The sequence below is a fragment of the Autumnicola edwardsiae genome, assembly GCF_031846505.1.
In the GTDB taxonomy this organism is placed as follows: domain Bacteria; phylum Bacteroidota; class Bacteroidia; order Flavobacteriales; family Flavobacteriaceae; genus Autumnicola; species Autumnicola edwardsiae.
In genome coordinates, this window is record NZ_JAVRHP010000082.1 from 1 (window position 1) to 14,454 (window position 14,454).

General features: G+C 38.9%; 17 protein-coding genes and 1 tRNA gene. 2 read left to right on the forward strand and 16 right to left on the reverse strand.

Translation table 11 applies throughout. The annotated features are described in order from the left end of the window. Nucleotides 1-99: 99 nt before the first annotated feature. The 14 genes from RM529_RS13185 to RM529_RS13250 all read right to left on the reverse strand — a co-directional run bounded on the left by RM529_RS13185 (nucleotide 100) and on the right by RM529_RS13250 (nucleotide 12,264). On the reverse strand, nucleotides 100-1,470 hold the full coding sequence (locus RM529_RS13185; RefSeq protein WP_311485246.1) for an alkaline phosphatase family protein: 1,371 nt from the start codon (nucleotides 1,468-1,470) through the stop codon (nucleotides 100-102). Between the two features lies 1 nt (nucleotide 1,471). Then, entirely contained in the window at nucleotides 1,472-2,677 is a 1,206-nt protein-coding gene (gene eboE / locus RM529_RS13190) for a metabolite traffic protein EboE (protein WP_311485247.1), read from the reverse strand. A gap of 84 nt (nucleotides 2,678-2,761) precedes the next feature. Further along, nucleotides 2,762-3,895 carry a 3-dehydroquinate synthase gene (locus RM529_RS13195; protein WP_311485248.1) on the reverse strand — a complete coding sequence of 378 codons (1,134 nt, stop codon included), beginning with the start codon at nucleotides 3,893-3,895 and terminating at the stop codon, nucleotides 2,762-2,764. Nucleotides 3,896-3,928: 33 nt separating this feature from the next. Next, nucleotides 3,929-4,837 (reverse strand): UbiA-like protein EboC, encoded by a 909-nt coding sequence (gene eboC / locus RM529_RS13200; RefSeq protein WP_311485249.1) that lies wholly within the window; start codon nucleotides 4,835-4,837, stop codon nucleotides 3,929-3,931. 22 nt (nucleotides 4,838-4,859) lie between these two features. After that, nucleotides 4,860-5,771 carry a TatD family hydrolase gene (locus tag RM529_RS13205; protein WP_311485250.1) on the reverse strand — a complete coding sequence of 304 codons (912 nt, stop codon included), beginning with the start codon at nucleotides 5,769-5,771 and terminating at the stop codon, nucleotides 4,860-4,862. Between the two features lie 98 nt (nucleotides 5,772-5,869). Then, the gene (locus tag RM529_RS13210; RefSeq protein WP_311485251.1) at nucleotides 5,870-6,772 is read right to left on the reverse strand and encodes an EboA domain-containing protein; all 903 of its coding nucleotides are present in this window, start codon (nucleotides 6,770-6,772) and stop codon (nucleotides 5,870-5,872) included. A gap of 186 nt (nucleotides 6,773-6,958) precedes the next feature. Next, nucleotides 6,959-7,327 (reverse strand): transmembrane 220 family protein, encoded by a 369-nt coding sequence (locus tag RM529_RS13215; protein ID WP_311485252.1) that lies wholly within the window; start codon nucleotides 7,325-7,327, stop codon nucleotides 6,959-6,961. 74 nt (nucleotides 7,328-7,401) lie between these two features. Beyond that, a complete protein-coding gene (locus RM529_RS13220; protein ID WP_311485253.1) occupies nucleotides 7,402-7,875 on the reverse strand; it encodes a phage integrase SAM-like domain-containing protein in 474 nt (157 codons plus the stop codon). A gap of 513 nt (nucleotides 7,876-8,388) precedes the next feature. Further along, nucleotides 8,389-8,462: transfer RNA gene (locus tag RM529_RS13225), tRNA-Arg, on the reverse strand. 65 nt (nucleotides 8,463-8,527) lie between these two features. Then, nucleotides 8,528-8,803, reverse strand: coding sequence for an ATP-dependent Clp protease adaptor ClpS (locus tag RM529_RS13230; RefSeq protein WP_311485254.1), 276 nt, complete (start codon nucleotides 8,801-8,803; stop codon nucleotides 8,528-8,530). A 53-nt stretch (nucleotides 8,804-8,856) separates the two neighbouring features. Continuing rightward, nucleotides 8,857-9,699: a 50S ribosomal protein L11 methyltransferase gene (prmA, locus tag RM529_RS13235; RefSeq protein WP_311485255.1), complete on the reverse strand. Its 843-nt coding sequence runs from the start codon at nucleotides 9,697-9,699 to the stop codon at nucleotides 8,857-8,859. Then, on the reverse strand, nucleotides 9,700-10,452 hold the full coding sequence (tpiA, locus tag RM529_RS13240; protein ID WP_311485256.1) for a triose-phosphate isomerase: 753 nt from the start codon (nucleotides 10,450-10,452) through the stop codon (nucleotides 9,700-9,702). Nucleotides 10,453-10,609: 157 nt separating this feature from the next. Then, nucleotides 10,610-11,704, reverse strand: a complete 1,095-nt coding sequence (locus RM529_RS13245) for a BT_3928 family protein (protein WP_311485257.1) — start codon at nucleotides 11,702-11,704, stop codon at nucleotides 10,610-10,612. A 17-nt stretch (nucleotides 11,705-11,721) separates the two neighbouring features. Next, nucleotides 11,722-12,264 (reverse strand): DUF1599 domain-containing protein, encoded by a 543-nt coding sequence (locus RM529_RS13250; RefSeq protein ID WP_311485258.1) that lies wholly within the window; start codon nucleotides 12,262-12,264, stop codon nucleotides 11,722-11,724. A 91-nt stretch (nucleotides 12,265-12,355) separates the two neighbouring features. On the opposite strand from RM529_RS13250, the gene folP reads away from it, so the two are divergent. Together folP and cdaA are read left to right on the forward strand one after the other, a co-directional pair. Then, nucleotides 12,356-13,180, forward strand: a complete 825-nt coding sequence (gene folP, locus RM529_RS13255) for a dihydropteroate synthase (protein WP_311485259.1) — start codon at nucleotides 12,356-12,358, stop codon at nucleotides 13,178-13,180. Nucleotides 13,181-13,217: 37 nt separating this feature from the next. Then, the gene (cdaA, locus tag RM529_RS13260) at nucleotides 13,218-13,991 is read left to right on the forward strand and encodes a diadenylate cyclase CdaA (RefSeq protein ID WP_311485260.1); all 774 of its coding nucleotides are present in this window, start codon (nucleotides 13,218-13,220) and stop codon (nucleotides 13,989-13,991) included. Nucleotides 13,992-14,052: 61 nt separating this feature from the next. Here cdaA and RM529_RS13265 read toward each other — a convergent pair whose 3' ends face one another. Further along, on the reverse strand, nucleotides 14,053-14,229 hold the full coding sequence (locus RM529_RS13265) for a type II toxin-antitoxin system YoeB family toxin (protein ID WP_311485261.1): 177 nt from the start codon (nucleotides 14,227-14,229) through the stop codon (nucleotides 14,053-14,055). After that, nucleotides 14,220-14,420, reverse strand: a complete 201-nt coding sequence (locus tag RM529_RS13270) for a DUF2683 family protein (protein WP_311485262.1) — start codon at nucleotides 14,418-14,420, stop codon at nucleotides 14,220-14,222. Before RM529_RS13270 ends, RM529_RS13265 begins: the two co-directional genes overlap by 10 nt. Nucleotides 14,421-14,454 lie beyond the last annotated feature (34 nt).

A 14,454-nucleotide genomic window follows, 5' to 3' on the forward strand; every position in this document is an offset into this window, starting at 1 on the left:
ACAGATTAATGTGAAAAAAATATTAAAATAGCTGCAGAAATATAAAAAAATAATTAATCAGGAACATAGATTACAATATCAATATTAAAATGATAATCATTATTTGAGATGTTTAATGATTAAATCGTACACATCTACGGAATCAATAGCTGTTCTTTCTAAGAGTTCCGGCTTTTGAGTAATGAAAACTGGCCAGTCCTCCTTCTCTTTATTGGTTCTTCCATGAGAACCTTTAACTAAGGTTGCATCCAGTGGAATCACATCCATAAGATATCTGAACCCCAACTTTTTCTTCAGGAGGGTCCATCCAATTTTTCCCATCAGAAACTTAATTTTTGGATCGGCAAATGTTTCCACAGGATCGTAACCAGGTTTCCGGTGAATATCTACCGTTCTCGCATAATCCGGGGCTTTTTTATCGTCCAGCCAGAAGTAATAAGTAAACCAGGATTTCTCGTCCGCCATAACCACCAAATCCCCTGCCCTTTCATGGTTGAGGTGGTAATCTTTTTTCCCCTCCTCATCCAGCACTAGCTCAATATCCGGAGTCTCTTCGAGAAGCTTTTTTACCGCAGGAATATCCAGAGGATCTTTAATGTAAATATGTGCCAATTGATGATCTGCCACTCCAAAAGCTCTACTGGCCCAGGTATCCAGCGTTTCACGCCCCAGTTCGTCTTTTACAGAAATGTATCCGTTCTCCCGTAATACCCTGTTTATATGAACCGGATTATTAACATCTGTAATTCCATATTCAGAAACAACCATAACTTCTGCTCCCTTACTTTCGTAATACGTAATAAGATCTTCACAAACCTTATCTATCTCCTGAAGATCCTTTCCCATTTTAGAAAAATCTATCCCTACCCTCTGCAGGTTATAATCCAGGTGCGGCAGGTAAATAAGTGTAAGTGTGGGATCATGCCATTTATCCACCATCATGGAGGCATCAGCTATCCACCGGGTGGATTCTATATTTGCGTTTGGACCCCAAAAAGAAAATAACGGAAATTGTCCCAACTCATTCTGCAACTTCTGCCGGAGATCCATAGGTTGGCTGTGGATATCCGGAAGTTTAAGACCCGTGGCAGGATACAATGGACGCGGAGTGACGGCAAAATCTACTGTAGAGTTCATATTAAACCACCAGAACATATTTGCGCAAGTGAAATTGGGATCCTCTTTTTTTAACTCCTCCCATATTTTGGGAGCCTGTACCAGTTTATTGGACTGTCGCCAGAATTTAATTTCATATTCATCACGAAAGCACCAGCCATTACCGACAACTCCGTGTTCGGCCGGCCATTTACCCGTAAAATAAGTTGCCTGAGAAGAACAGGTTACAGCAGGAAGCAGAGGTTTAATATTTGCTTTTTTTCCTCCTTCAGACCATTTCTTCAGGAAAGGAGTGTGTTTCCCAATAAGACGGGAAGATAGAGCTACTACATTTAGGACTACCGTTTTCTTCATTTTATAAGTTTTTCTGTACCCATTGCAATTCCCGCACTATAGAATCTACTATTTCCAACTGGATATCATCCGGAAGTACTTCCCAAGTATAAGTTTCGACTTCCAGGTGATGAGTGATCTCTTTCTTCTTTATATATTCAAAAACTTCAAGAATATCCTCCTGAGTGGATTCTAGTTGACCGTAATTAGAGAGGAAAACAGGTACATGAAAATGGGTACGCCATTCAACTGCACCAGGACCATTTAATTTTTCCAGGGCTTGTGGTAAATCAGGATAATGAGTTAATTTCCCTTCGGAACTTCTTTCCACTACCTGGTGGAGATAAGTAGATTCTACAAATGGAGCCAGGGCATCTCTAACCGATTTCCTTTGCTCGGTACTTTCGGATAGGTTTGCTTTAAGAGCGGCACTTATCTGGATCTTTCCAATGCTGATTCCTTCCGCCTCCAGCAATGAAAAAACCTCTGCTGGTTTTTCATAAACAATAGCAAAGTGGCATACATCATAACAAAGGCGAATATGGTTTTTCAGGCAGGTCTCTGCCTCTGTATCAGAAATATTTAACTGTTCTTTCAGGTATGCCGTTCCCTGCGGGATTAACCATTCATTATACCAAACGATTACTTCACGTGTATTCTCCAGCAGTCCATCAGGCTCAGGTTCGATATCCAGGTGCAGGACCTGACCTTTATCCTGCTGAATCTTATAGAGTTTTTCAGCAATTTTAGCTATATGAAGTGTCGCCTTTAGCAGCACTTCATTTTTATTTGTTTGTACAGGTTGCCAATACTTGTAAGAAAGAGGAGAGGTTGAGATACCTCCCTCCATTCCTTCCGGAAGAAGTCCGGACAATATATCGAAAAGCCGAAGGGTATAACCCAAACGTTCATTGGTAGTCCAATCGGGATGATGTACCTGATCTTTTACTGACTGATGATGAAATCCTCCAAAAGGAAATCCATTAAAAGTAAAAACATAGCAATTACTTTCAGCTAACCAGCTTTTAAAATCCGAAAGATTATCACTTTCCAAAATTGATTTGCTGGCTTTATCAGATAACCGAAGGCCGATTCCAAAAGCAGCACCAGGAGAAACTTCAGCTTTAATTTGCGGGATATATTTCTTTAAATTACTAAAAGTTTCTTCCCAACTTTCCCCGGGATGAATGTTGGTACAATAGGTAAGGTGATATCCGTTTATATGCATTGAACTATATTTATTCAGTATAATTTCTGCGGGAGAACCATTGTTTTTAAGGACGAGGAAACTTCCACCACGTTGTAATTGTAATTACTCTTTCTGAAACCCTTCAAGCTTCTCTGCCGCTTTAAATATTAATTGGGTGTCCATTTCATGAACTTCAATTCCCTGGCCAATATCGCTTAACAGCATGATAGTTAATTCCCCTCCTAAATGTTCCCGAAACTCTTCCAGTCCGTTTACAAGATTGTCTCCTGATAGCTCCGGAATATGTACAGGGAATTTTAATTTTCTGAACAGGGAAATAATGCGATTTAAATCTTCAACAGAAATTAAACCTTTCAGATAAGAATAGGTAGCATCCAGGCAAATACCTATGGCTACTGCTTCCCCATGTCTTAACTCATAATTGGTAAGCTGCTCAAGTTTATGTGCTGCCCAATGACCAAAATCCAAAGGGCGTGATGAGCCCATTTCAAAAGGATCGCCCCCTGCAATATGATCCAGATGCATTTTGGCACATCGGTAAATCAATTCTTCCATGGGAGGCATTTTCCTTGCTGTGAGATCTGCGGCATTTGCTTCCAGCCACTCAAAAAAAGAAGCATCCTTTATAAGGGCAACTTTAACAGCTTCTGAAATACCCGAACGCCAATCCCTCTCGTCCAGCGTATTTAGAAAGGTGCTATCATTAATAACTGCAAAAGGAGGAGCAAATGTTCCCAGGAAATTCTTCTTTTTATAAGCATTCACACTGTTTTTAACTCCTATCCCTGAATCATTCTGAGCAAGAACAGTGGTTGGTATACGAATATGCCGAATACCTCTATGAGCAATAGCCGTGGCAAAACCGGCCATATCAAGCACCGCACCTCCACCAATGGCTACAATAAAAGAATGCCGGTCTATCCCATACGAATTACTTGCATCCAGAATTTGCTCTACGTAACGCTTGTCATTTTTCACGCCTTCCCCTCCCGGAACTATCATAGGATCTGCACACAGAATAAAATCCTGTGAATGAGCTTCAGCATATTTTTTAATATTATCACATAGAGAAGGATGTGCTGTTACTACTCCCTCATCTATAATGAAAAACAGTTTGGCTGCACGAGAATCCTTTACGGTATGTGCAAAAAGCTTGTTATTTAAACTGAAAATTTCTTCTGTGAAATGAACAGTATATTTAAATGGAACAGAAAACTTCTGTTGTATAGATTTCATTAAATCATTTTTAAAAGTTGCTCCTGAAGCCAATCAGGTTACAGAGAATTTTTTTGCTATTAGCAGGGAAACCGGTAATAGCATGAGAACGACCAATCCGTAAATCCAGCCCGCAAAAACCGTTGCCAGGGAAGCATTAAGTACAATTAAAGAAAGAACACCTGCCTTTACTGCTTTTCCAATCAACCGCGGTTCCTGCTTTTTTAGTGCTTTTATTAATGGCCGGAAGATAAGAAATGAGAACAGTAGTACAAAAGGCATTACCTGCCACCAAACAATTTCTGAACGCAAAGCAAGGACGATAATTGCCAAAATAATGATACCATACATAACAGCTCCTCCTACAATGGCTTTTTTATTTCCACCATGTACTTCCCCCCTGCTTATCATAGTTATAGCTGCAATATAAATAACAGGAAGCATGGCAATAAACCATAAATCCTGAATTGCAGCAGGAATAGCACTCATTCCCAGCAACAAATTTCCCCCTCTGCATAATCCCATATTCACAGGACCGAAAATGAGCTGGTGTTTTCCCCAGGCATTGTACATAACAGCCAAGACAGCCACGGCCAGGGCAATTATCGTACTAAGGACAGATACCTGCCAGGCAGCAACAAACCCAATTATAAACAATATTACTGCCAGGATGCTGGCACTTAAAACTGAAGCTCTTCCACTGGGAATAGGTCTTTCCGGTCGTTCCTTTCTATCAAGCTCTGCATCAAAAACATCATTGAATACGATCCCTCCTCCATATAATCCTATCGTAGCTACAATAAGCCATAGTATAGAATTTAACAGAGAGGGAGTATACCCTATTTCCGGCGAAAAGAGTTGTAGAGCAGCTCCGGAGACAGCAAAACCAGCTAAAATGTCGGCAATTGCAGTGACAATATTTGCTGGTCGCATCAGCTGTAAGTGAGCAAGAATGGTATTCATCCTGATGTTCAACGTAGTTTTCTTAATTTTCTATTATATCTGAGGATGAATCGCCTTCTACTTTTGGAGACTGTCCTCCTCTTAATACGGTATTCCCCGATAGCTTTTTTCGCTGATCTATCGGTTCGGCGTTTAACCAGTCGCTTTCTTTCATCTGTCCGCTATGTCCATATGCAGTAAGTGCATTCTGATAACATGCCAGGTGGATAAGTTCGTCTTCGATCCCCTTTTCTTTCATCAATTTTGCAGTTTTCGGAACAGCCAGTGGATCACTAATACCCCAATCGGCAGCGCTGTCTACAATGATTCTTTCTGCTCCGTACTGCCGAATAATTTCAACCATTCGCTCACTACCCATTTTGGTATGGGGATAAATGGTAAAGGCAGCCCAATAGCCTCTATCCACTACTTCCCGTACCGTCTCCTCATTGTTATGGTCGACCACAACCATAGAAGGATCAAGACCGTGCTCTTCACTTACATCCATACTTTTTATGGTTCCTCTCTTTTTATCGCGGTGAGGAGTGTGAATCATTACCGGTAAATTGACTTCTTTGGCCAGATCCAGTTGCAGGCGGTAATATTTATCTTCTGCTTTTGTCTGGTCGTCATAACCAATCTCTCCTACAGCAACAACTCCTTCTTTGCCCACGTAGAGAGGCAATAATTCCATTACTTCTTCTGCCAAAGCTTCATTATTAGCTTCTTTAGAGTTTAAACCAATGGTACAATAATGTTTAATCCCGAACTGGCTCGCCCTAAAGCGTTCCCATCCTACGAGGCTGTTAAAATAATCCTGAAAACTCCCCACTTTTGTGCGGGGTTGACCTAACCAGAAAGCCGGTTCTATAATTGCCTTTATACCCGCCCGCTGCATGGCTTCGTAATCATCTGTTGTACGTGAACTCACATGAATATGAGGATCTATAAACATAGTATATTTTTTATAGGTTATTAGATAAAACTAATTCTAGCTGATTTATTGAATTAAAACAGTCAATTCAATTTAGAGATACGAATTATAGGCCGTTCTCACTTTTGAAGTTCATCTTCAAATCTCTTCCCTATGATCGTCCAATTCAATTTACCGTTTTCTATATCTTTCTTTATTTTTGGATACTGATCAAGCAACTGCTGTGCCGCCGGAAACTCGCTATTTGCACAGGCTAATAAACCGGCATCTTTTTCGAGGTCGTCATTACCTTTAATAACTTTCTCAAGATCTGTAAAATAGGTTTGATTCAAAAATGGACCTACAAAACGCCATAATCCCGGTAAAACCTTCCGGTTTGCTGCCCAACGTTCATGAGCGAAATCTATAAGCATCTCTGCCAGTTCAGGATTTGCACGCTCTTCTGCTCTATAAATCCTGTACAATGGTCGCTGCATAAAAACAGCTTTTAAAATCATTTGATTCCATGCCTGCTGATTCAGGTAATCTGCCGGATAAGGGTTGTTGAGGGCTATGGCATCAAAAACATCGGTAATATTGGTTCTTATCCCTTCTGCAGCACTTTTTGATAACTCTTCAGGATAAGGAAAAAGTGGCAATGCGCAATATAATGTCACCTGCTCATCCATATCAGCAGTTTCATGAAGCCTTTGAAGATTTGACGTATATTTTTGTGTGTCTTTATGCGGAAGCATTAACAACAAATAGATTCTAACGGACTGCAACAAACTCAGATATTGTGGCTGGAATCCATTCCGAATTCTATCTGCCTCAATTAATTGTTCTTCAGAAAAGATTAGAGATTCTTTTCTAATAAAACGGGAGGTTGAACTGAAGGCAATATAGAATGAAGATAATTGAAAATTGTTTCGAAGTTTATCCTCCTGTTCATCTAGCCATTCCAGTTCTTTCTCATTGGCCTGTCCTGTAATTATTGTTTTTAGAAACGCAGATGCCTTCGTTATATCTACCTGAGCAGTCATAAAATTTTCTCTATTTGCATCGTTAAATATTTCAATATCAAGATAGATATAATTGTTTAAAACACCTTATAAAAGAATAAGATTTTGGGTTAAATTGGAACTTCTCCACAGATCGCTTTTTAAGGCAGAAAATTAAAATAGTAAGCGTTTTAATCTACTTCTCTGCACAACCTTAGGCTCCTTTTCTTACTGGACAACAAAATAGTTCATCGCCAGAGCAGCACTAATAATTAGTAAACCAAAGAACTCCCTGGTTTTTTCAATATAAGGTTTGGTCGCCTGCATACTCTGAACAATACTTTCCTGTTTATATTTGGTAATCCAATCCAAGACTCCTTCTTTGGAGAAGAATAATACGATTGCATAAATCAGGTAGAAAATGATAGCGATAAGATAAGCTGTGGGAAAATAATACTCAAAAGCGGCAAACGCACACGCTATAGACGCCACCATATATATCGAAACCCAAAGCCAAGAATCTTTATCGTTTAAATTTACATAAGCAAATCCCGCAAAAGCGAGACAAAAAACAGAATTTAAAATAAGTAGTAACATATAAACCGGGTAACTAAAAGTTATTTCTTGTAATCGATAGCAAAAATCCGAAGGTTGAGCATAATAACAAAAAACTATTCGCCATGAGTAAAAAATTCTTCTTGTAATTTTCCTGCATTCATTTCATCTTCCTTTAAAGTCGCTAAATAACTCACCAAATCTCTTATCTCTCTCTCAGTGAGCAAATTCCTCATATCAGGCATACTCGAAGGAGAATTTTTTCTATAAACCTGAGTGACCATTTTACGCAACCGCTGGATATGTTTCATAGCGGTATTATGGCTCATGGCTTTTGAATGATCCTTAGGATAGCAAAAGATAAGGTAGTTTTCAAAATCACAAAGGAACCTGTAATCCAGTTCCCTCAGATATATATCTGAAGTTTTTCTTTCTTTAATTAAAAATTTAAAGAGGTAGCCATCAGTTATCTTGAAGTTTTTGTTGGTTCCCGAAGCCAGGGTTTTTTCTATTTTTCCGGAGTGGTAGTCAATCAGATTTTGAAGAGTTTTAGAATTTTCATCTTCTCCAAGGTATACAGCTTTTATCAATTTGGCTGTAACCTTCTTACCTTTGAAAACTAACTCTTGGTAACATTGAAAAAGCTTGGATTGTACAAGATCTAAATATTGATTTACCTGTTTTGCCTCAACAGAATTTCCCCGAGCTCTTTTTTTTGCCAGGATCCCAGGATTTTAAAGGGATTCTTTTCAAACTGATTGTGGATCTTCTCTGGTTTACGGTGATTCTAACATAGATAGTTACCAAATCGCCGGGAACCTTTTTGGAATTAACCAAAAACAAAATTGAAAATGTGTTTGAAGTACTCATAGTTGTCATCTTTTAATTAAACAATTTAATAATTAGATGAAGTCAAATCAACTATATGGTTCAAACTAAAAACAATATCTAAAAGACACCTCAGGTGTCTTTTAGATATTAAGGTGTCTTTTTGCTACCTTTCTAAATCAGCTCGAATCAAATTAAATGATTCCCCAAAACCTAAAAAACCTCGCCAATCCTTAGATTTGCGCGGTTTTGATACGAATTGCTATTCGTAAAAGTGACCTTGCCAGGATTCAAACCTGGAACCTCCTGAGCCGTAATCAGGTGCGCTATTCAGTTGCGCCACAAGGCCTTTTTGCGGGTGCAAATATAAAGTTTATTTTAATTTCTGAAAAGATATAGGTGACATTTTTTAGATCAAACTATTTCTGCACTGAGTCCTGCATCCAAAATTTTGGAACATCTTGGTTCCAAATCATCATAAGGACCTGTTTTTACCGTGCATTTTCCTTTGTAGTGAACTAAAAGCGAACACTGCTCTGCCTGCTCCGGAGTATGGTCACAGGTATAGATCAGCGTTTCTATTACATGATCAAAAGTGTTGTAATCATCATTATAAAGTACAATCTCATTTTCCTTCTGCGTCTTCGTTTTTGTACTTTTCTTTTCTAAAACTTCTTCTTTCGTGCTCATCTTCAATCAGTTTTTAAATAAAAAGATTTAAGGTTTAAAGATACAAATTTCACCTAAAAATCTAACAATGAAAACTTTACAGCTACCCAATTATTTCTTTCCACATGGTTCATATAACTTAAACCCAAATCTATACAGGCCTTTTCAATCACCTTTAGATCTTCTGTATAAAAGCCACTTAAGTAAAGCTCCCCATCACGATTTAAGGTTTTAACATAAACAGGTAAATCCTTCAGTAGTATATTCCTGTTAATATTGGCGAGAATGCTGTCATATTTTTTTCCTTCCAGAAGCTCTGCCCCGCCTTCCTCAACATCTATATGCTCACAATCGTTGCGCTGTATATTCTCCAGCGTATTCAGGTAACACCAATTATCAATATCTCTTGCTTCAATTTTTTCTGCCCCTTTCATAGCCGCCAGAATAGCCAGTACCCCAGTGCCGCAGCCCATATCAAGAACAGATTTTCCTTTCCATTCATTCTCTAGGATAAGCTTAATCATCATATGCGTGGTCGCATGATGTCCCGTCCCAAATGACATTTTTGGCTCAATTACAATATCATAATCCGTATCAGGCTTTGGATGAAAAGGTGCCCGAACACTGCAAATATCATCCACGATTATCGGACTAAAATTCTTTTCCCATTCTTCATTCCAGTTTACCCGCTCAATTTCCTCACGGGAATATGTAATCTGAAATTCATCTGAATGTAAAATATGAACTCCTGCAAAAAGGTCCTCTTCAAATTCTTCTGAAGGAATATAAGCTGTAACTCCGTCTTCATTTTCAACAAAACTCTCGAATCCAAGATAGCCCAGCTCGGCTATCAGAATTTCTGAAGCGGGCTGGACAGGGTCTGTTGTGAATATGAATTCAAGATAATTTGATGCCATTTAGAAGGAGTTTACCAGTGCAATAAAATCAGTGGCCTTAAGGCTAGCTCCGCCAATAAGTCCGCCATCTACGTCTTTCTTGGCAAAAATTTCTTTTGCATTATTCGGTTTTACACTTCCGCCGTAAAGAATAGAAACATTTTCTGCAATTTCTTCACTAAAGTTTTCAGCAATATTTTTTCTTATAAAAGCGTGCATTTCCTGTGCCTGTTCCGGAGAAGCAGTCTCTCCTGTACCAATTGCCCAAACAGGCTCATAAGCCAGGATGATTTTGCTCCACGCATCTTCAGAAATCTGGTAAAGGCTTTCCTTAAGTTGCTTTTCTACCACCTCAAAATGCTTCTCACCTTTACGATCCTGAAGTTCCTCCCCAAAGCAGAAAATCACTTCCATATCATTCTCTATAGCCGTATTCACTTTCTCTGCAAGAATTTCATTCGTTTCATGAAAATGTGCTCTACGCTCACTATGCCCTAAAATAACTGTGGTAACACCAATACTTTTAAGCATAGATGCAGAAATTTCTCCAGTAAAAGCACCGCTCTTACTTTGATGCATATTCTGTGCCGCCACTTTTATAGGTGTATCTTTTAGAGCTTCAAACGTGCTGTAAAGGTTGGTAAAAGAAGGAGCGACCATAACTTCTGCTTCAGGTTCTTTAACCAATTGCATTTTAATGTGGGAAAGAAGTTCCTGCGTTTCGGCAAGATCGTTATTCATTTTCCAGTTTCCTGCTACTATTTGTTTTCTCATAATATTTTGGTTGGATCCTTTCAGGATAAAATTTCACTTGGTTTTTTCTTCAGTTTTGCTGAATTTCACAAATATATCGATAACAAAAAACATAAGCACAAGGCTTTGCATTTAAGCAATGTTTTTTATCAATTTTTTATCAGAATTTGCATTTGATTTATAAATCCACATCAGCCGCATCAAACCAGTGCTTCTTTTGAGTAATTGTACCTTTTCGTAAAACCAACAGCCCGGGATTGGAACGTACAATGGTTTTTAATGCGGTCTCGTCTCCCTGATAGAACTCAAAGTTCAGTTCATATTTTTCAATTATTTGCTGCTGAAGTTCTTCTCCAGACGAAGTCACTCCCACAACTTTGTAACCTTTCCCCAAAGCCTCTTCACTTAGCTGCTTCACGGCTGCGTATCCGTCCTGTTCAGTACTTCTAAGGTTATAAGCTACTATAAAAAAGACCTTTTCTGCTTCCAGTATTTCCGAAGTAAAATTTTCCCCGTCCTTCTGAATATAAAAATCATGGATTGGCGGCTCGTAACCTTCCTGTATAATTTCTGTTTCCACCTCAATAAATTCGCCTTCCTGCTGCGGATATTGCCCATTGGTAGTAATGATCACCTCTTCTCCCTCATGAAGAAATTTCCAGTTATACTCATAAATAGCCTCCGGGGCACCTTCAGGAACTTCCATTCCTTCCTGAATATTCGCACCAATTTTATAAGCCCTAAAATCAAAAACCGGGAGGTGCATCAACACATAATAACAGAAAATAAAACTCAGCATAAATGAAAGAAAAATGATCCACCTATGTGATGCCGGCGCAAAAACTGGTGTTATCAATTTGCGTTTAACAAATAAGAATACAATAAGGACAAGCAGGATCACATCTTTTATAAAAGACTGCCACGGAGTTAACGGAATAGCATCTCCAAAGCAACCACAATCGGTTACTTTATTAAAGTATGCCGAATAAAAAGTCAGAAACGTAAAAAAGACAATCATAAGGAGCAGGCTCCAGGTCGTAAATTTCGGCAGATAGCCTATAAGCAGCATAATTCCCAACACAAGCTCAAAAACCACAAGAAGGATCGCAATAACCAGCGCAAATGGAATAAGGACTTCGATGTTTAAAACACCCTGACTAAAATATTCCTGCAATTTAAAAGAGAACCCAACGGGATCATTAAGTTTTATAAATCCAGAAAAAATGAATAAAACACCTACCACCACCCGGGCGATTCCCACTAATAATTTCATGTAATTTGCTTTTTATGCTACTCCGCTTCCTGCATCAAAATAAGTGCAAAAACCGAGTAATTAATCATATCCTGGTAATTGGCATCTATACCTTCGCTCACCAGCGTTTTTCCTTTATTATCCTCAATTTGTTTGACCCTTAGCAGCTTTTGCAGAATAAGATCTGTGAGGGAACTAATGCGCATATCACGCCAGGCCTCGCCATAATCGTGGTTCTTGTTCATCATTAAAGCCTTGGTTTCCGAAATTTTTTCATCGTATAAGACAGCAGCTTCATCAGCTTCCAAATCGGGTTGCTCTGCAATTCCTTTTTCTAACTGAACAAGGGCCATAACGGAGTAATTTATAATCCCGATAAATTCAGATTTTTCGTCTTCATCTACTTTGCGCACCTCGTTTTCCTGAAGTTTCCTAATCCGCTGTGCCTTTATAAAAATCTGGTCTGTAAGAGAAGGCAATCTCAAAATGCGCCAGGCACTTCCGTAATCTTTCATTTTATTCGCGAAAAGGCTGCGGCAGGTTTCCACCACCTCATCATATTGTTTCGAAGTATCCTGCATAAAAGAGTAGTAATTTGCGTAAATTTCGGGCAAATATTCCGATTAGTCAAAGTTAATTTCATTCCGTCCTACACAGGCTAAATATATAAAAATGACAATAAACTGCAGGGGAAACCTCATCGACCTTTCAGAACCTAAAATTATGGGCATTATTAATATTACGCCCGACTCGTTTTTCTCCGGAAGCCGTACCGAAACCGAAAATGATATTCTGAAGAAAGCAGCGCAAATGTTAGCTGAAGGTGCAGATTTTCTTGATATTGGAGGTTACAGCAGCCGCCCCGGAGCCGAAGATATTTCAGCTCAAGCTGAAATTAAACGCGTAATTCCGGTAATTGAACTAATTCTGAAGAATTTTCCCGATGCGATCCTTTCCATAGACACCTTCCGCAGTAAAGTAGCCGAAAAAGCCATTGAGGCAGGCGCCCATATCATTAACGATATTTCTGCCGGAAGCCTTGATGATGATATGATGCCGATAATTGCCAAATTTCAGGTGCCTTATATTATGATGCATATGAAGGGGACACCGCAAAACATGAAGGAAATGAACCAATATGACGATCTGATACAGGAAATTCTGTTCTATTTGTCAGAAAAAGTGAAAAAAGCACGTGATTTAGGCATAAATGATCTCATTATTGACCCCGGATTCGGTTTTGCGAAGAATATTCAGCAGAATTTCGATTTATTATCCAATCTGGAAGCCTTTAAAATGCTTAAATTACCAATTTTGGCAGGTCTCTCCAGAAAATCACTAATCTACAAGACCTTTAATACCACTGCAGCACATGCTTTAAACGGGACAACAGTTCTAAATACCATTTCTCTTCAAAAAGGAGCAAATATTTTACGGGTTCATGATGTAAAAGAAGCCGCCGAATGTGTGAAATTGGTCGCGCGCATAGAAAAGTAATTGTATATTTCATATTTTTACAAAAACCCAAACAAAATTGAACATTCTTGATCTTCGTATTCTCGATATCGTAGATATTGTTTTTGTGGCACTCCTGCTCTATTATTTGTACAAACTTGTTAGAGGGACGGTCGCGGTAAATATTTTTCTGGGCATTGTGATTATTTATCTGGGCTGGTGGCTTACCCAGCTTCTTCAAATGGAACTTTTAAGCAATGTGCTGGGAGAATTTATTGGAGTGGGAATGTTCGCCCTTATTGTAGTTTTTCAGCAGGAAATAAGGAAGTTTTTGCTTATGATTGGTTCCACAAATTTCACTCATAATAACAGGATTTTTAGAAGCTGGCGTTTTTCCAGGGAGGATGACGAAACAAGCACCAATGTAGAAGCTATCGTAAAGGCCTGTGAAGCGATGGGTAAAAGTCTTACCGGTGCCTTAATTGTGATTCAAAAAAGTACCAGCCTGGACTTTGTAAAGAATTCTGGTGATGATATGGACATCAAACTTAATAAGCCCATACTACAGTCAATTTTCTATAAAAACAGCACACTTCATGACGGCGCGATTGTTATTGAAGACAACAAAATTACGGCAACCCGGGTGATCCTTCCGGTTTCCAACGACAGGTCCATCCCGCTTCGTTTTGGTTTGCGCCACCGTGCCGCTGTTGGTATCACTGAAAAAACCGATGCGCTTGCACTTGTAGTGAGCGAGGAAACCGGGCAGATTTCTTATATAAAAGACGGGGAATTTGTGATGTTCGAAACCACTGACGAACTTATAGAGAAAATGAAGGAGGATCTTTCTTAGAAGTTTTCATAATGTCCTCTTAGGGAATAGATTTCAATATGTGCCGCAAAGACTTTATAGATTATCCGATGTATCCAGTAAGCTCATGTTTAAGAGCTTCCGGTTTACCGATCCCGGAAAAGGGTGTTTTCTCCATAGATGCAATAAGGTTTAATATTTTACCCTGAATGGATTTATCACCGATTTTTTTCCAATAAGAAATATCCTTTACTGCTTTAGGAGTATAGGCTATTTCCACAAATCTTCTGTTTTAATTGTTTTTAGCTTCCCTTCTCTGGCTTCAGCCTCACTTCTCTTGATCTTATCTACAAATTTGGATTTGTAAGGGCTCTCCTCTATAGATTCAAAAGGAATTTTTAAGGCCTTTAGCACTGCTTTTACGGCCTTCGATTCCTCTTTATTTTTTGTATGAATTTTAAAAGTTTCCATAGTTATAGATTCTTGAGGTTATTACCTTTCTCAC